The 17,532-nt window shown below is 39.6% G+C and carries 16 protein-coding genes; 14 read left to right on the plus strand and 2 right to left on the minus strand.

The annotated features are described in order from the left end of the window. Positions 1-80: 80 nt before the first annotated feature. Complete coding sequence (locus JOC86_RS20665) at positions 81-2,000, plus strand: PTS fructose transporter subunit IIABC (protein WP_205174847.1); 1,920 nt, start codon at positions 81-83, stop codon at positions 1,998-2,000. A 288-nt stretch (positions 2,001-2,288) separates the two neighbouring features. Next, positions 2,289-3,491: a M14 family zinc carboxypeptidase gene (locus JOC86_RS20670; RefSeq protein WP_239587749.1), complete on the plus strand. Its 1,203-nt coding sequence runs from the start codon at positions 2,289-2,291 to the stop codon at positions 3,489-3,491. Positions 3,492-3,992: 501 nt separating this feature from the next. Here the strand turns inward: JOC86_RS20670 and JOC86_RS20675 are convergent. After that, positions 3,993-4,385 (minus strand): hypothetical protein, encoded by a 393-nt coding sequence (locus tag JOC86_RS20675; RefSeq protein WP_205174848.1) that lies wholly within the window; start codon positions 4,383-4,385, stop codon positions 3,993-3,995. A gap of 154 nt (positions 4,386-4,539) precedes the next feature. Beyond that, positions 4,540-4,833: a hypothetical protein gene (locus JOC86_RS20680; protein ID WP_205174998.1), complete on the minus strand. Its 294-nt coding sequence runs from the start codon at positions 4,831-4,833 to the stop codon at positions 4,540-4,542. 477 nt (positions 4,834-5,310) lie between these two features. Between JOC86_RS20680 and JOC86_RS20685 the strand changes: the two genes are divergently transcribed. The 12 genes from JOC86_RS20685 to JOC86_RS20740 all read left to right on the plus strand — a co-directional run bounded on the left by JOC86_RS20685 (position 5,311) and on the right by JOC86_RS20740 (position 17,376). Next, positions 5,311-6,135 (plus strand): M55 family metallopeptidase, encoded by an 825-nt coding sequence (locus JOC86_RS20685; RefSeq protein ID WP_205174849.1) that lies wholly within the window; start codon positions 5,311-5,313, stop codon positions 6,133-6,135. Positions 6,136-6,148: 13 nt separating this feature from the next. Then, positions 6,149-7,081 (plus strand): ABC transporter permease, encoded by a 933-nt coding sequence (locus tag JOC86_RS20690; protein WP_205174850.1) that lies wholly within the window; start codon positions 6,149-6,151, stop codon positions 7,079-7,081. A 72-nt stretch (positions 7,082-7,153) separates the two neighbouring features. Continuing rightward, positions 7,154-8,035: an ABC transporter permease gene (locus tag JOC86_RS20695; RefSeq protein WP_205174986.1), complete on the plus strand. Its 882-nt coding sequence runs from the start codon at positions 7,154-7,156 to the stop codon at positions 8,033-8,035. A gap of 5 nt (positions 8,036-8,040) precedes the next feature. Further along, positions 8,041-9,054 (plus strand): ABC transporter ATP-binding protein, encoded by a 1,014-nt coding sequence (locus tag JOC86_RS20700; protein ID WP_205174851.1) that lies wholly within the window; start codon positions 8,041-8,043, stop codon positions 9,052-9,054. 250 nt (positions 9,055-9,304) lie between these two features. Next, positions 9,305-10,936: a peptide ABC transporter substrate-binding protein gene (locus tag JOC86_RS20705; RefSeq protein WP_205174852.1), complete on the plus strand. Its 1,632-nt coding sequence runs from the start codon at positions 9,305-9,307 to the stop codon at positions 10,934-10,936. Positions 10,937-11,107: 171 nt separating this feature from the next. Continuing rightward, complete coding sequence (locus tag JOC86_RS20710) at positions 11,108-12,028, plus strand: S66 peptidase family protein (protein WP_205174853.1); 921 nt, start codon at positions 11,108-11,110, stop codon at positions 12,026-12,028. Positions 12,029-12,082: 54 nt separating this feature from the next. Then, positions 12,083-13,012 carry an NlpC/P60 family protein gene (locus JOC86_RS20715; protein ID WP_205174854.1) on the plus strand — a complete coding sequence of 310 codons (930 nt, stop codon included), beginning with the start codon at positions 12,083-12,085 and terminating at the stop codon, positions 13,010-13,012. A gap of 2 nt (positions 13,013-13,014) precedes the next feature. Continuing rightward, on the plus strand, positions 13,015-14,025 hold the full coding sequence (locus tag JOC86_RS20720; RefSeq protein WP_275583421.1) for an ABC transporter ATP-binding protein: 1,011 nt from the start codon (positions 13,015-13,017) through the stop codon (positions 14,023-14,025). 17 nt (positions 14,026-14,042) lie between these two features. Beyond that, positions 14,043-14,828 (plus strand): serine hydrolase, encoded by a 786-nt coding sequence (locus JOC86_RS20725; RefSeq protein WP_205174856.1) that lies wholly within the window; start codon positions 14,043-14,045, stop codon positions 14,826-14,828. Positions 14,829-14,864: 36 nt separating this feature from the next. After that, the gene (locus tag JOC86_RS20730; protein ID WP_205174857.1) at positions 14,865-15,644 is read left to right on the plus strand and encodes an aminoglycoside 6-adenylyltransferase; all 780 of its coding nucleotides are present in this window, start codon (positions 14,865-14,867) and stop codon (positions 15,642-15,644) included. 151 nt (positions 15,645-15,795) lie between these two features. Beyond that, on the plus strand, positions 15,796-16,509 hold the full coding sequence (locus tag JOC86_RS20735; protein WP_205174858.1) for a class I SAM-dependent methyltransferase: 714 nt from the start codon (positions 15,796-15,798) through the stop codon (positions 16,507-16,509). Between the two features lie 3 nt (positions 16,510-16,512). Then, a complete protein-coding gene (locus tag JOC86_RS20740) occupies positions 16,513-17,376 on the plus strand; it encodes a phosphotransferase family protein (RefSeq protein WP_205174859.1) in 864 nt (287 codons plus the stop codon). The last annotated feature ends 156 nt before the right edge of the window (positions 17,377-17,532 follow it).

Raw genomic sequence — 17,532 nt, forward strand, 5'->3', positions numbered from 1 at the left:
ACCTCCGGTAAAAAACCAAACTTTTTCCCATTTGAAAAAGCGTTATGATAGCGTTAACAACAAACGCAGGAGGTTTGAAGATGAAACTGTTAGCGATTACATCATGTCCTAATGGAATTGCCCATACCTATATGGCTGCAGAAAATTTACAGAAAGCAGCTGAAAATTTAGGAGTTAATCTTAAGGTAGAGACACAGGGCTCTATCGGGGTAGAAAATGAATTCTCGGAAAAAGATATACAAGAAGCAGACGGTATCATTATTGCTGCAGACAAGGCAGTTGAAAAAGAGCGCTTTATTGGAAAGAAAGTTCTTATAGTAGGTGTTCAGGATGGAATCCGAAAGCCTAAAGAGCTGATTAAAAAAGTGATGAGTGGGGATGTACCTGTATACCAGTCTCAAAAATCAGTCGAAGATCACAAAAAAGAGAAGAAGGATAAGCAAAATCCCATCTATCGTCACTTAATGAATGGTGTCTCCTATATGATTCCGTTCATTGTTGTGGGGGGACTTTTAATTGCCATTGCGTTAACAATTGGTGGAGAAAAAACTCCGGGTGGCATTAAAATTCCAGACGATTCTTTCTGGAAAACGATTGAGATGCTTGGTGGAGCGTCGTTTACATTTATGGTTCCGATATTATCTGGATTCATTGCCTATAGTATCGCAGATCGACCAGGTTTAGCCCCTGGGATGATTGGCGGTTATATTGCAGCGGATGGTAGTTTTTATGGAAGTGAAGCGGGAGCAGGATTTCTAGGTGGAATCATCGCAGGTTTCTTAGCGGGTTATGTTGCGTTAGCCATTAAAAAGGTAAAAGTACCAAAAGTCGTTCAACCGATTATGCCAATCATAATTATACCAGTCATTTCTTCCCTCATTGTTGGCCTAGCATTTGTTCTGATTATTGGCGCACCTGTCGCTCAAGTTTTTGAAAGTTTAACGGGTTGGTTAGCTGGTATGCAAGGCTCTAGCTCTATTTTATTAGCCGTAATCTTAGGTGCGATGATTTCCTTCGATATGGGTGGACCAGTCAATAAAGTGGCATTCCTATTTGGTTCTGCCATGATCGGTGAAGGAAATTACGAGATTATGGGTCCAATTGCAGCCGCAATTTGTATCCCTCCAATTGGAATGGGACTGGCAACATTCCTGAATAAACGTAAATATCAACCAGCTGAAAAAGAAACAGGAAAAGCGTCCTTTACGATGGGGCTATTCGGGATCACGGAAGGAGCCATCCCGTTCGCAGCACAGGATCCACTGCGTGTAATCCCGAGTATCATGGCCGGTTCGATTACAGGGTCTGTCATTGCCATGATCGGAAATGTTGGAGACCGAGTAGCACATGGAGGGCCGATTGTTGCAGCATTAGGTGCCGTGGATAATGTATTGATGTTCTTTGTCGCCATTATTGCCGGGTCAATTGTAACCGCCTTACTTGTAAACCTTTTGAAAAAAGACGTTGAGAACTTAGAAGTAACGGAAGAACCAGAAGAAACGAAAGAAGTTGTCGAAGAAGAACCAAATGAAAATCTAGCTATTAACAAACTAACGGACATCACAAGCTTAGAATTAATCGAAACAGATTTACAGGGCTCTACAAGAGATGATGTTATTGATGAAATGATCGGTATGCTCGACCATGAAGGAGCTTTGAATTCAAAAGCTGAATTTAAACAAGCGATCATTCATAGAGAAAACGAAAGCTCAACGGGAATCGGAATGAATATTGCCATTCCACATGGGAAATCAGATGCCGTGAAGAAGCCGAGAGTGGTCTTTGGAATCAAAAAGGATGGAGTGGATTGGAAGAGCCTTGATGGTACAGATGCCAAGCTGATCTTCATGATTGCTGTTCCGAAAGAAAGCGTCGGTGATGCACACTTGAAAATCCTTCAAATGCTTTCACGTAAACTAATGGATGATGATTTCAGAGAGAAGCTCTTAGCTGTGAACACGAAGGAAGAAGCGTATTCATTGTTAGAAACCATTGAATAAGTGTGATTAGATGCCAGTCCCGATCTCACCTGAGAGAGGGATTGGTGTTTTTTAATGGAAATACATTTGAGGAGGAAGTTTTCTTAAAATTTAATGGCAAGCACTTGCCCTGTAAAATAAGAAATTCGTAGGAGTAAAATTCAAAATTTTCAAAAATTATAAGAAGAATGAACTGGAGATCAATAAAATTTTCTATACAAAATAGACTGTTTTTTATGCTGGTGAAGGGTTTTTCTCCTCTCATTCCGAAAATATTTAGCATACCGAAACAATTAGGAGGAGAAGCATTTGAAGAAGAAAAAAATGGTATCAAGTGTAGCAGCCGTACTTCTATGTACAAGTCTAGTATCGCCAAGTTTCGCAGCAAACTCCCCAAATGGGAATCTGAACAATGAGAATTCAGAATTGCCGGTTTCAGGATTCACAAATCATGCTGAAATGACAAAGAAGCTTAAGCAAATTGAAAAAGCAAGTCAAGGAAGGGTTTCCGTTGATGTTGCCGGTTATTCTCATAATGGTCTTGAAATTTTTCAAGCTCGAGTGGGAGAGGGCGATAGAGTCGTAATGATTGAAAGTGAAATCCATGGGAATGAAAAAACTGGAACAGAAGCTTTATTGAACATTCTTCAATATCTAGGATCAAGCAATTCACCTGAAGCACAAAAAATCAGAGAAGAAATCACTCTTGTTGTTTTGCCAAAAATGAATCCTGATGCAAGTGAATTAAATCGAAGAGCAAACGATTTAACATGGGGGGAAGTGGTGGAAGCCTATCCTTCCTTATCTGGTGTAGCCCCTGCTTGGAATTATTATACGAGAACACTTCAGGATGTAGATTACAGTAAACGACCTGGTTTTGATGTGAACAGGGATTTTAATCCAGATCTAAACTACACCCCGCAGCCAGAGGATTTCCCTGGGACGTCGAGTGATCCAGGATGGTATATTACCCCTGAATCGCAAACAGTAAGGGATGTTTATAAAAGCTTGAAAGAAGAGTTTGGGAAAGTAGAAGTATTCATTGACCTCCATCATCAAGGTCAATACTATGTAGAAGGAACAGACGACCTTGTGACAATGTCTTTATCTGGTCAATTTGTTCCAAAACCAAATAGTCCTGAAGGGAGTAAGTATGCTGAGTACGCCGACAACTATAACTATGATTTCTCGAGACAATTAAACGTTGCTGCCTATAATGCTTTACAATCTATCGGGAATTCACCTTTTAATAATATCACCTTGTATCAACAAGATTTAGACCTTCCAGGAACAGCACTTGGATCATTTGCACTGAATGGAAGCGGTACTGTTTTATTTGAAGTAAGAGGTCAAACCTGGACGATGGGTCAAAAGAAAAAGGGACAGCTCGTCAAAGCCGTTGAAACGGGACTAAATGCGATTATTAGCGGGGTCGCAAATGAAAGTGTCTATGAGTTAAATCCTGAAGAATATGAGGATATTCCTGCTACATCGTATAGTCCAGGATTGTAGGGTTTTAAGAGAAGCTTTTCTGTGAGAGCAGGGAAGCTTTTTTCTTGCTGTGGGGAGTGGGCTGTTGTGGGGCGGATATTGTCATATATTGTCGAGAAATCGATAAACATCGTAAAGTTGAAAATAAGAAGATAGAAACTAAAACATCACTTTGAAAAATTACTCTCGAACGTAATTCCAATTACATTTAATATACAAAAAGTATACTGCTTCAGAGAATTCATTTGAATAGATACCATCCATGGATAAAAATAAGCTAATTCTTTATTAAATTTCTTGAAAAAATCTAATCGAACGAATGCCTTACTGGTAGTCACCAACTAGAAACGCAATGAGATTCTATAGTATTAAAACCAGATAAGGCGCGAATTTTGCAGTAACATGTCGAACGGTCAATATATTGCTGAAAATGGACAAATAAATTGGGCTAACGGACAAATTATCGCGGATTCCCGACAAATTATTACCCGGGAAACTGCTATTTTTCATTGCGGTGGGAGATCAATCTCCACCCCAAAAATCTCCCCAACTACTGTCACTCCAGCCGCTACTATTCACACTTCCTCCACTACTATTTTCAAAAATCCATTTTGGGGACTTAGTTCCATACTTTCTATCATTTTCTTTAATCGATTTTTTTCCTGCTTCATTAAAATAGGCGAGAAAGGAACATAAAATCAATAAGAGTACCGTTCCACCATACAGGATATCGGTAGAGAAGCCTTCATCTGAAACGACGAATACACTGAACAAGGCAAAAAAGATTTCAAAAAGGAAAAATAATACGAACCGGACTCGAAACCCTAAATTTCTTATAAAGGAAAATAGTTTAATATGCCCGTAAATGAAGTAAAATGCCAGTGCCGTAAATACAAAGTAAAAAATAACCTCCATGATTATCGACCTTCTTTCTGTTTGAGTCTCAGAAACGGGTCCGGAATTACCTCCATTCTGGAATAGGTAGATAAGATGAAAGAGCGGCAGCGTTTATATTAGGTAGGTCTGTCCCGATTCCAAATCCCCTGGATTACGCAATGGTATTTAAGAATCAGAGCTTTTTATAATGATCCTTAATTTTATGATAAGGGATTAAAACGATAGGTTGATCTGCAGGGACAAATAATTCCAATCCTTCTTGGTTTTGATCAGGAAAAAAGTAGGTTTTTCCCCACTTCCTCATTACCCAGCCTTTCGTACCTACAGGAATATAGCCAAAGTTTCCTTTGCGAATATCATCAAAAGAAGGATAGGGTACTCCAAATAACGATTCCTTTATCCCTAACACTTCACATTTGCTTATTATTTCAATTCGATATAGTTTTTCTTCCTTAAATGGTGCCATCCATTTTCCCTCCTTTGGTGTGTTATACGTTGTAAATCATTGGTAGGTTTCAACTATTTTTGTTGTTTCATAAGTTTCTAATTTCCTTTTCGAAATGAAAAAAGGAGCTGTCCATACAGGGACCGGAACCACTATGATTATCCATATATAGAAGATGATTTGAAGGTTTCTTCTATAAATGGAATTTGTGGTCCATGACACCTTGGTCTTTGGACAGCCCTTTTTCTAATTAGGGGACTCAATTGACGATTACCCAACGAATAATGCGGTTTATACACTATATGCAAATGGATTAAAGGGTGAATGATTTTTAAAAATAATTTACATTAATTTTAACCATCGTCTAGGACTATTGGATGAAATGAAATACATCCTCTATAAGCAAAATGTTAGTTTTATACAGAAAAATTGAAAAAACGAGATTTATAAATTATAATATTAAGAAAATTAAGAAAAATATAACAAAGGAGGGAATGTATGAAACTCTACATATCTGTTGACATGGAAGGAATCACCGGATTGGTTGATCAAACACATGTAGACTCTTCCAGACATAATTATGATCGCAGCCGTGTCATCATGACAGAGGAAGCGAATCATGTCATCACATCCGCTTTTGATCAAGGCTGTAAAGAAGTGATTGTTAATGACAGTCATTCAAAAATGAATAATCTGTTAATTGAAAAGCTCCATCCTGAAACACAGCTGATCACAGGTGATGTGAAGCCCTATTCGATGGTACAAGGATTGGATGAAAGTTTTAATGGTGCGGTATTTGTTGGCTACCATGCCCGTGCTTCGATGAAGGGAGTGATGTCACATTCGATGATTTTTGGTGTTCGAAACATGTACATAAATGATGTAGCCGTTGGAGAATTAGGGTTCAATGCCTATGTTGCAGGTTACTACGGTGTACCCGTTTTAATGGTTGCTGGGGATGACCAGGCTGCCCTTGAGGCAGAAGAGCTCATCCCTAATGTGACCACTGCAATAGTAAAAGAAACGATTTCCAGGTCGGCGGCAAAATCGTTAACGCCTGTCAAAGCAGGAAAACTACTCCACGAAAAAACAGCACTAGCCTTACAAAATCAAGGCCGTGTCAAGCCTCTTACTCCACCAGAAAGACCACTGTTAGGGATAGAATTTGCAAACTACGGACAAGCAGAGTGGGCAAATTTAATGCCTGGTACTGAAATCTTGCCAAGAACAACGACTGTCCAATACCAAGCCAAAAACATACTAGAAGCCTATCAAGCCATGCTTGTGATGACTGAATTAGCAATGGGAACGAAATTCTGTTAGGAAGTGTGAGCATATGAAAACTTACTTGATGAAACGACTGCTTGCGATGATGGTCACATTGTGGGTCATTATTACCTTAACCTTTTTCTTGATGCATTCGATTCCAGGCTCTCCATTTAATGAAGAACGGGCAACCAGTGAAGCTGTTCAAAAAAACTTGGAAGCCCATTATCATCTCGATGAACCTCTCCTAGTTCAATACGGAATGTATTTAAAGTCTGTCATCACATTAGATTTCGGTCCTTCCATTAAGAAGTCCTCGCAGACCGTTAATGAAATGTTAGGCAGGGGCTTTCCGGTATCCTTTGAATTGGGGATGGTCACGCTTGTGATCGCGACACTCTCCGGAATTATTCTTGGGATTATTGCGGCACTTCGACACAATGGGATGATTGACTATTTAGCTATGACCATTGCCGTATTAGGAATATCGATTCCAAACTTTGTCATGGCCACCCTTTTGATCCAACAAGTAGCCGTTAATTGGGGGATTCTCCCTGTTGCTACTTGGACAAGCGTTCGACATATGATTTTACCCACCTTAGCATTGGCGACCGGGCCAATGGCGCTCATTGCCCGTTTAACCCGTTCGAGCATGCTGGAAGTGTTGACGCAGGACTATATAAGGACAGCAAAAGCTAAAGGTCTATCACCAGTGAAAATAGTTGTAAAGCATGCCCTAAGAAACGCGCTTTTGCCTGTTGTCACAGTAATGGGCACTTTGGCAGCAAGCATTCTAACAGGCACCTTTGTTATTGAAAAGATTTTCGCCATTCCGGGCATGGGGAAGTATTTTGTTGAAAGCATTAACACGAGGGATTATCCCGTTATTATGGGGACAACGGTTTTCTATAGTGCGATTTTAATCCTTATGCTCTTCTTGGTAGACCTTGCGTATGGTGTTCTCGACCCACGTATCAAGCTTCATAAAAAGGAGGGGAGATAAGTGGAATTAAGAAAGCCTCATGACCCCCATATTTCATCTGATATCCCAGATGAATGGTTTAAACCGAAGGAAATGGATGAATCGGAAGCCGAAGCAGTTGTCAGGCCGAGTCTATCCTATTGGAAAGATGCCTGGCGCCGTTTAGTGAAAAATAAATTAGCGATGGTCGGATTATTTTTCTTATCGCTCCTTACATTTATGGCGATTTTTGGGCCGATTATCACTCCTCACTCTGTTGGCCATCAGGATTTAATGAACCAAAACCTACCGCCATCAAGCGAGCATTGGTTTGGAACAGATGAGCTCGGGCGGGATGTGTTTGCCAGAACGTGGTATGGAGCGAGAATCTCTTTATTTGTCGGTGTTGTAGCCGCCCTTATCGACTTCATTGTAGGAGTCGTTTACGGAGGGATTGCTGGATATAAAGGTGGAAGAACCGATCATTTTATGATGCGGGTTGTCGAGGTTTTATACGGATTGCCTTACCTGCTTGTTGTTATCTTGATTAGTGTTGTAATGGGTCCTGGATTATTCACGATTATCTTTGCCTTAACCGTGACGGGATGGGTGGGGATGGCCAGGATTGTCAGGGGACAGGTTCTTCAAATTAAAAACTATGAATTTGTCCTCGCTTCCAAAACATTTGGAACGAAAACATCAAGAATTATCAAGAAAAACCTCCTTCCGAATACAATGGGGCCGATTATTGTACAAATGACGTTAACCGTCCCAGCCGCTATTTTTGCGGAAGCCTTTTTAAGCTTCTTAGGTCTTGGAATCCAACCTCCATATGCAAGTTGGGGATCAATGGCGAATGACGGATTATCTACTATTCTATCAGGGCACTGGTGGCGCTTATTCTTTCCAGCCTTTTTCATCTCTTTAACAATGTTTTCGTTTAATGTTTTAGGCGATGGACTCCAGGATGCTCTAGATCCAAAGCAAAGGAGGTAAACCTAATGGAAAAAGTACTTGAGGTAAGCGATCTCCATGTATCATTTTCGACCTATGGCGGGGAAGTGAAGGCTGTTCGGGGAGTGACTTTTGACTTGCATAAGGGAGAAACCCTTGCCATTGTGGGGGAGTCTGGATGCGGGAAAAGCGTTACATCACAAAGCATCATGCGCCTGATACCAGACCCTCCAGGAAAAATAATAAGGGGATCGGTTTTATTTAAAGGGATGGATTTAACAAAGGTGAATGAGCCACAAATGAGAAAAATTCGCGGGGCTGATATATCCATGATCTTTCAGGATCCTATGACTGCCCTAAATCCAACCCTCACGATTGGTGACCAAATTATTGAAGGAATTCGACAGCATGAACAAATGACGAAAGAACAAGCAAAAAAAGTAGCACTTGAAATGATGGAGTTGGTTGGCATTCCAAGCCCAACCATCCGTTTTAAGCAATATCCCCATCAATTTAGCGGCGGAATGAGGCAAAGAATGGTGATTGCGATGGCCCTAGTTTGTCGGCCGGAGGTACTGATTGCTGATGAGCCGACAACGGCATTGGATGTCACCATTCAGGCACAAATATTGGACTTGTTTAGAGATATTCAAAAGGAAACGGGTGTCTCTATCATTTTAATTACCCATGATCTAGGTGTCGTGGCACAGGTAGCCGATCGAATTGCCGTTATGTATGCTGGAAAAATCATTGAAGAAGGAACACGAAGAGAGATCTTTTACCATCCTCAGCATCCTTATACAAAGGGGCTGTTAAACTCTGTGCCACGCTTGGATATAGAAGGAGTGGATTTAGTCCCAATCGGGGGTTCTCCTCCAGATTTATTTTCACCGCCAGCCGGTTGTCCGTTTGCCCCAAGATGTGATGATGCAATGGAGGTATGCGATCGAGTTTACCCTTTTAAAACAACTTTAAGTAAAGATCATCATGTCGATTGCTGGCTTCAAGACGAAAGAGCTAAATTAGCATCCATTACAACAACATTTAACGCGAGGCTATAAGCAATTGAATTTACTGTTAATGGGCTTTTACTTGATATAATAAACGGCCGAATGAAGCTAGAGTGGAAATGTCGCAAATTGTCGAATGGCCGATATATAAGCTTATTAGACCGATAAAATAGAGGGACCGACCGATATATTTAAGAAGTTGCCCGATAAAACGAAGTAAGTGACCGATAGCCCGTGCACAGAGCAAGTAGACTCATTTAAATAGAATTAAATAAAAACCATTAACAAGGGAGGACTCATGATGAAACCGTTTTTTAGATTGTTTTTGACAGCTTTGCTTGTGTTTGTTCTTTCAGCTTGTACAGCCAATGAGAATACTGGTACTGACAATGGTAGTGAGGATGGGGGGGAGGAGAAAAACAGTGAAAAGATTTTATACTTGAATAACGGTTTAGAGCCGACATCCTTTGATCCGCCAATTGGTTTTGATTCTGTTTCCTGGAGTGCATTGAATAATTTAATGGAGGGGCTAACACGGCTCAATCAAAATCATGAGCCTGAAGCAGCAACAGCTGAAAAGTGGGAGGTCTCAGAAGATGGTAAAACCTATACCTTCCATATTCGTGACAATGCTAAATGGTCAAATGGAGATGATGTAACAGCGCATGATTTCGTATTTGCTTGGAAACGACTATTAGATCCGGAAACGGGTTCACCAGCTGCCTTTTTAGGCTACTTAATTGAAGGAGGAGAAGCCTTTAATAAGGGGGAAGGTTCAGCTGATGATGTTGCAGTAAAAGCTGTTGATGACAAAACGTTTGAGGTAACGTTAACAAGCCCGCAAGCGTACTTCTTAAGTGTCATTACGAACCCTGCCTTTTTCCCTGTTAATGAAAAGGTAGCAAAAGAAAATCCTGAGTGGTTTGCGGAAGCAGAGACATTTGTGGGGAATGGTCCTTTCAATTTAGCGGAATGGAATCATGATGAAAGCTTTTTAATGGAGAAAAATGAACACTATTGGGATGCTGATACTGTGAAATTAGATAAAGTCGATTGGGCTATAGTGAACGATCCGAATACAGAATACCAAATGTACAAAACGGGAAAACTGGATGTCTCTGATGTTCCTGCCGATTTAAGTGAAAAGCTCTTTAAAGAAGGAGATCCACAGGTTGAAGATCAAGCTGGTATCTATTTCTATCGCTTTAATGTAACAAAAGAGCCTTTTCAAAATAAAAATATTCGTAAAGCCTTTGCCCTGGCTGTTGACCAACAAAAAATCGTTGACTTTGTCACAAAAAATAAGGAAAAGCCTGCTTATGGATTTGTTGCTCCAGGATTCAAAGACCCCGAAGGAAACGACTTCCGCGAGACAAACGGCAAGCTTGTAGAAACAAACGCAGAAGAAGCGAAAGCCTTATTGGAAAAGGGAATGAAAGAAGAGGGGTATGACAAGCTTCCAGAGGTTACATTGACCTACAGTACAAGTGATACTCACAAAATCATAGCGGAAACTCTTCAGCAAATGTTCAAGGATACGTTAGATGTAGACGTGAAATTGGCCAATATGGAGTGGAATGTATTTGCTGAAGAACAAACAGCCCTTAAGTTCCAATTGTCCCGCAGCTCTTTCTTAGCGGACTATGCAGATCCTATTAACTTCCTAGAAAACTTTCAAACAGGACATTCTATGAATCGTACAGGCTGGAGTAATAAGGAGTTTGATCAATTAATTAAAGAGGCGAAAAGTGAATCAGATGAAGCAAAACGTTTCCAATTAATGTACGAAGCAGAGAAAATTTTATTTGAAGACGCACCGATCTTTCCTGTCCATTTCTACAACCAAGTATACTTGCAAAATGAAGCAGTATCAGGAATTGTCCGCCATCCGGTTGGCTACTTAGAGCTTAAATGGGCTGATAAAAAACAGTAAAAGATTTCGAAATAAAAAAAAGGAAAAGGCTATCCTAATCACAAAGGTGTCAGGAACCACAACTTTACTATACAGAAGAAACCGTTTAAATATCTTCTATATATGGTGAAAGAATGGTGGTACTAGACTCCTTTTAGATAGCCTTTTTCTACTAAAGAAGGTGTTTCATTTTTGATAGTAAAACCAAAGCGTCTGCAAAAAGGAGATACTGTTGGGGTCATTGCCCCAGCAAGCCCACCGAATCAAGAAAATCTAAGACGTTCGTTATTCTTTCTAGAAGAACTAGGCTTGAAGGTCAAGCTAGGCCGCCATATTGAAAAGGAATTTGGTTATTTAGCCGGTAAAGACCTTGATAGATTAGAAGATGTGCATGAGATGTTCGAGGATAAAAAGGTGAAAGCGATCATTTGTGCAGGCGGTGGCTATGGTACGGCTAGAATAGCGTCGTTGATAGATTACGACCTTATTAGAAAGAACCCTAAAATCTTTTGGGGGTATAGTGATATTACCTTTTTACATACGGCCATTTATCAGCGAACAGGGCTTGTCACCTTTCATGGGCCGATGCTTGCTTCAGATATTGGGAAAGAGGATGCTGACCCCTTATCCAAACAGCTTTTCAATCAATTATTTGATCCGATTTCGATTGATTATAATGAACAAATATCCCCTCTAGAGATCATGATTCATGGAAATGTAAGTGGGACGCTTATAGGTGGGAATTTATCACTATTAACGAGTACGCTCGGAACGCCATTCGAAATCGACACAAAAGGAAAATTACTGCTGATTGAGGAAATCAATGAGGAGCCGCGATCGATGGATCGAATGCTTAACCAATTATATATGGCAGGAAAACTCCGAGACGTCGCTGGGATCCTAGTTGGATATATGAATCATTGCATTCCAAATAGAAAACAAACCTTAACGTTAGATGAGGTATTGAATGATTATATTAAACTCGTAAACAAGCCAGCATTAAAAGGATTTAAGATTGGACATTGCTCACCCCATATATCTGTTCCACTAGGGGTAACCGCGACGATGAATACTTATGAAAAACAAGTGATGGTTGAACCAGGTATTCAATAGAAAATAGAACCACGGCTGATAGATAGGAACTAATTAATTAAGGAGGAATGACTTGTGGCATTAGAAAAGAGATGGGTTGTAAGTGTACCGGTGGCAACGGTTTGGACGTCGTTTGAGTCACCAAGAGAAATCGACCGAGATGCAATATCGAATCCTGCAGATGTAAAGAGTTGGTTGAATTTATTAACATATGAAACGGGTTTAGAACTATGTGACAACAATTTAGTCCAATCACAGGTTTTATTTGGTCAGGAAGTGTTGGTTATAGGTGAAAAGAATGATTGGCTGCAGGTGATTGTCCTTGATCAGCCTTCTTCTAAGGATGAACGAGGATATCCAGGATGGATACCAAAATCACAGCTTTCACATCAACCGGATTGGTCTGTGAGACAAGGGCAGGTTGCCGTTGTAATAAATAAAAAATCAACATTACGAAATCAAAAGAATGAATCATTAATGGAGCTGAGCTATCAGACTATTCTGCCTGTGACCAATGATCAAGATCATTCTATAGAAGTGAAAACTCCTATTGGACCTTGCTTCATAAAGAAAGAGGACGTGTTATTATTTTCATCACTAGAAAATATTCCAAAAGGGAACGGGGAAAGAATCGTTTCAGCGGGGAAGCAGTTTTTGGGACTTCCTTATCTATGGGGAGGAATGAGCAGCTATGGATTTGACTGTTCAGGCTTTAGTTATACGATGTGTAAAGCGAATGGGGTGATCATTCCACGCGATGCCAGTGACCAAGCGAAGTCGGGGGAGCCTGTGGAATTATCCATGGTTGAACCTGGCGATTTATTATTTTTTGCCTATGAAGAAGGAAAAGGTCGCATCCATCATGTAGGGATTTGTTGCGGGCAAGGGAAGATGATTCATTCCCCGAATGTTGGAAAAGCGATTGAAATCATCCCGTTAGAAGGAACCGTTTACGAAAAAGAGCTTTGTGCAGCTAGGCGTTATTGGCATGAGACGGGGGAATGAATATGGAAAGCCAAGTTTTATTAGAAGTGAATAACCTAAAGAAGTATTTTTTTCTGAATAAAAAGGAGACACTCAAGGCAGTTGATGATGTTTCCTTTCATATTTATAAAGGCGAAACCTTTGGAATTGTAGGGGAATCAGGCTGTGGAAAATCAACGGCAGGCCGAACGATTATTGGTTTATATGATCATACGGAAGGAGAAGTCATTTACGAAGGAAAAAAAGTGCACTCATTAAATAAAAAGGAGAAATTTCATTTTCAAGGGAAAATGCAAATGATCTTTCAAGACCCCTATGCTTCACTTAACCCTCGCTCCACGGTAAGAGAAATCATTTCTGAACCGATGGAGGTACATGGCGTATATCCTGATAAAAAGGAACGCTTGGAACGTATCTATCAATTGCTAGAGGATGTCGGCTTAAATCGAGATCATGCCAATCGTTACCCCCATGAGTTTAGTGGAGGTCAAAGACAGCGGATTGGAATTGCCCGCGCACTTGCGTTGGATCCAGAATTTATTATTGCTGATGAACCAATCTCCGCTCTTGACGTGTCTGTTCAGGCACAGGTCGTCAATCTGTTGAAAACGCTCCAAAAGAAAAAAGGATTAACCTATTTGTTTATTGCCCATGATCTTTCGATGGTTAAACAAATTAGCAATCGGATTGCTGTCATGTATTTAGGACACTTAGCAGAGCTAACAACAAGCAATGAGCTATATAAAAATCCACTTCATCCTTATACGAAGGCTTTATTATCAGCAATTCCGATTCCTGACCCTGATATTGAAGACAAAAGAGAACGAATTATTTTACAAGGAGAATTGCCAAGTCCGATCAATCCACCAAGTGGCTGTGTGTTTCGAACACGATGTCCTTATGCAATGGAGGTATGTGCAAAGCAAAAGCCTTCCTGGTTAAAAGTAGAAGAAAACCATTTTGTTGCCTGCCATCTATATGATAAAAAGGTGACGGGGGACTTTGACGGCAATCAAGTTGCAGTTACAAAGTAAAGAGGGGTTTTAAAGTAATGGACTTCCAGATGTTAGAAACATGTATAAATGAGACTATTAAGGAATGTAAAGGCCGTGTAAGTGTCATGCTCGAGATGGACGAACACGTATTTGAGTTTAATAGTGATGAAGTGTATTCTTCTGCAAGTCTAATCAAAATCCCAATTCTAATAGAAGCTTTCCGCCAAGTTGAAAAAGGAATTTTAAGACTAGATCAACAGATTCGAATCGCAGATTATCCAACAGCAGATGGAGCAGGAGTGATCCATGTCCTGTCAACTGGAATGGTTTTGACTGTAAAAGACCTAATGACCTTAATGATTATTGTTTCCGATAATACAGCAACCAATATTCTCATTGACATCATCGGCAAGGACTTGATTAATGATTGTATTCATTCTCTAGGGTTATCATGTACAAAGCTAGATCGTCATATGATGGACCTTCATGCGATCCAGAATGGGAAGAATAACCTTACTTGTGCAGAAGATATGGTTACCCTTTTAAAAATAATAAACGAAGATTCATTTTTATCAGAAGAAAGTCGTCAGGAAGTCTTAACGATCATGTCCAACCAACAATTCAATCATAAGCTTCCTTCCCTTATGGATCTTGACAAAGTATTTGTCGCCAACAAAACAGGCGAGCTTCCAGGTTTTGAGCATGATTGTGCGATCATATGTTTTCGGGAAAAAACAGCATATGTGGCCGTTTTAATAGGTGAGACCCCTGATAAAGAAAATGCAAGATACGTACTTAGCAGGATCGGTCAACTTATATATAAATACATCATTAAAGAATAGGGGAGCGCTTCGATTCTCTTTAAAGGGGTGAGAAAGTTGATTACAAAGCAATTGATTTTAACCAAGTTACAAAAAAGCTTAATAGAGAATCCCAATATTAATGCTATGTGGCTAGAAGGGTCAGATGGTACAGGAAGTGCTGATAACTATTCAGATTTGGATATTGTTATGGATGTTGTAGATGGATTTGAAGCAGACAGCTTCCATTTAATTGAAAAGACCTTACAAGAAATCGGTCCCTTAGACTTGAATTCGGAGGAAAGTTATCAGCCTCTATTAAAATATAAAGTGTACCATCTGCAAGGAACACCTGAATTCCTATTCTTAGATGTTACGATTCAAAGTGAGAGCAGGAGGTTCAAGTTCACAATAGAAAATGACAGTGAAGTTCCCTATGTTCTTTTTGATAAGAAAGGGATTATTCAGTACCAATCATTGGATAAAAACAGCCTTCACCAGCAACTAATCAAACGTTTGATTAGTCTTGAAAATACGATGAAACAGAAGGCGAGAGCTGAAAAATACATAGCAAGAGGAAAGTTTATGGAAGCATTCGGATATTACCAAAAATTCGTTTTAGAACCCTTAGTAGAACTACTAAGAATTAACTACAAACCGATCAATCACGATTACTACATCGTCAGTATATCAAAGCATTTACCGAAAGACGTTTGTGTTGAATTAGAAGGACTTTTCAAAAATAGCTCCTTAGATGAATTAAAGGAAAACATCTGTAAAGCGTATGAATGGTTTTATAGAGAATTACCAAAAGTGAGAGAGAAATTAAATAGAAGTGTAAGGATGAAGGGTTGCTAGGATTTTCTGTTGAAATAGAAAGTAGAATCCCAGAGTCTAACCTTATAATTATCACTATTTTTCGAATAGTTGGTAATGGTAAAATTATAATAATTCGGAAAAATGATTAAGTGTTATTTTAAAACTAGACTCAATCAAGGGAGGAACTTAAATGAGTAAGGAAACAATTCAAACAGCAGATGATGTGTTAAAAATGTTAGACACTTTACTTAAGGAACAATCTCGCTTTGAATGGAATCAGTTTTATACGGATCGCAATAAGAAAATCCCCTTTTTTAAAAATGCTCCCGATGAAAACCTAGTAGAATACTTTGCAAATAAGACTATTAGCCAGGGACATGTTCTAGAACTAGGCTGTGGTCCTGGTAGAAATGCGATTTTCTTAGCAGAGAAAGGCTGCACGGTTGATGCGGTGGATTCGTCAAGTGAAGCCATCCAATGGGGAAAAGAACGGACAATGGAACGAAATCTATCGATTAACTTTATTGAAGAGAACATCTTTGAACTTCCTCAGGAATCAACGAAATATGACTTCATCTATGATTCCGGCTGCTTCCATCATATTGCACCACATCGAAGAATGAATTACTTAAATCTCTTGAATCAAATGCTTAAACCAGATGGTTATTTTGCTCTGACTTGTTTTGTTGAAGGCGGCAATTTAGGTGGATCTAGTATGACGGACTATGATGTATATCGAGAACGAAGTCTAAGAGGCGGTCTTGGTTTTACAAAGGAAAAACTAATGAAAATTTTTGCCGATTTTCAGATGATTGAAATAAGGAAAATGCGCAATGTTGAGGAACAAGAACCTGTTTTTGGAGTGTCAGATCTATGGGCAGGGCTGTTTAAAAAGAAGGGGTAGAGAATGAACTTACAACAAACGAGTCATCTATTAAATGTAATTGAAACAGAATGTAAACCCATTTGTGAATTATTGATGGTCGTCCCTTTCGCATCTGGAGTAGAAAATTGCGTGTTTAAAGCAACCACAATGGAATGGGGAGAAGTGGTGATAAGAGTTCCATGGGAAAAGGATCCAACCTTCAAAATAGGATTGGAAAAAGAGTTTCTCCTCACGAACCATTGTAGAAAGCATAATATACCTGTCCCAAGGATCCATTATTTTCATAATGATGAAGCATTTTCTTTTATGATTCAAGAATATATAAATGGCAATCATAAAGAGGTTTCTTTTAAAGAAATGGGGAAGTTAACGTATCAATTACATACAATGACCGAACTGCCTGATATGGAAGCAGACTTTCATCATTCTCTTTCACAGCGAATCGTGGAGAGAACACTTAAGGTTGAGAAAATCTTGAATCAACAATTTCCATTGCCTAGCAGCCTTGACCTTCAAACCATTTTAAACTCCTATCCCGCTAAAACTCGACTACTTCATATGGATATTCGTCCAGAAAACCTCATCTTCCAGCACTCAAAGATAAAAGCGGTCTTTGATTGGACAAATGCGATGATAGGTGACCCTGTATTGGAGCTAATGAGAATTAAGGATTATGGATTCCTGAATGAAGATTTTATTAGCGGCTATCCCGACTTTAAGTCTGAAATGAAGCGGGTACCCGACATCGTTAAATGGCTCTATCAATTTGATACAGCTGTTATGCTAACTCAATTATTTATCGATGAATTACAAGATTTTCAGCAGGGGGAGAGAGCTCGGAGAAGGATGTTTAAGTTGTATGAAAAGCTTAAAATAGAGTTCTAACTTACTTAAGGGCATATGCGAAAGATGTAAAAAACCCATTCTGGACAAAGTGTGATCGTTATTCAATTGAGGCGTAAGAGCTTTGAGATTTATCAGGCTAGTCCCCTTTTTTGTATACTTCAACATAAGATGGTAAGTACAAAGTCAGAATGAGGT

Origin of the sequence: Rossellomorea pakistanensis, from assembly GCF_016908495.1 — a bacterium.
In the GTDB taxonomy this organism is placed as follows: Bacteria; Bacillota; Bacilli; order Bacillales; family Bacillaceae_B; genus Rossellomorea; species Rossellomorea pakistanensis.

What these genes read in the sequence shown, in the direction of transcription:
- JOC86_RS20680 (WP_205174998.1), bottom strand. Translation starts at nt 4,833, where the DNA reads ATGGCACCATTTAAGGAAGAAAAACTATATCGAATTGAAATAATAAGC.
- JOC86_RS20735 (WP_205174858.1), top strand. Translation starts at nt 15,796, where the DNA reads ATGAGTAAGGAAACAATTCAAACAGCAGATGATGTGTTAAAAATGTTA.
- JOC86_RS20720 (WP_275583421.1), top strand. Translation starts at nt 13,015, where the DNA reads ATGGAAAGCCAAGTTTTATTAGAAGTGAATAACCTAAAGAAGTATTTT.
- JOC86_RS20725 (WP_205174856.1), top strand. Translation starts at nt 14,043, where the DNA reads ATGGACTTCCAGATGTTAGAAACATGTATAAATGAGACTATTAAGGAA.
- JOC86_RS20700 (WP_205174851.1), top strand. Translation starts at nt 8,041, where the DNA reads ATGGAAAAAGTACTTGAGGTAAGCGATCTCCATGTATCATTTTCGACC.
- JOC86_RS20705 (WP_205174852.1), top strand. Translation starts at nt 9,305, where the DNA reads ATGAAACCGTTTTTTAGATTGTTTTTGACAGCTTTGCTTGTGTTTGTT.
- JOC86_RS20690 (WP_205174850.1), top strand. Translation starts at nt 6,149, where the DNA reads ATGAAAACTTACTTGATGAAACGACTGCTTGCGATGATGGTCACATTG.
- JOC86_RS20695 (WP_205174986.1), top strand. Translation starts at nt 7,154, where the DNA reads ATGGATGAATCGGAAGCCGAAGCAGTTGTCAGGCCGAGTCTATCCTAT.
- JOC86_RS20685 (WP_205174849.1), top strand. Translation starts at nt 5,311, where the DNA reads ATGAAACTCTACATATCTGTTGACATGGAAGGAATCACCGGATTGGTT.
- JOC86_RS20665 (WP_205174847.1), top strand. Translation starts at nt 81, where the DNA reads ATGAAACTGTTAGCGATTACATCATGTCCTAATGGAATTGCCCATACC.
- JOC86_RS20740 (WP_205174859.1), top strand. Translation starts at nt 16,513, where the DNA reads ATGAACTTACAACAAACGAGTCATCTATTAAATGTAATTGAAACAGAA.
- JOC86_RS20675 (WP_205174848.1), bottom strand. Translation starts at nt 4,385, where the DNA reads ATGGAGGTTATTTTTTACTTTGTATTTACGGCACTGGCATTTTACTTC.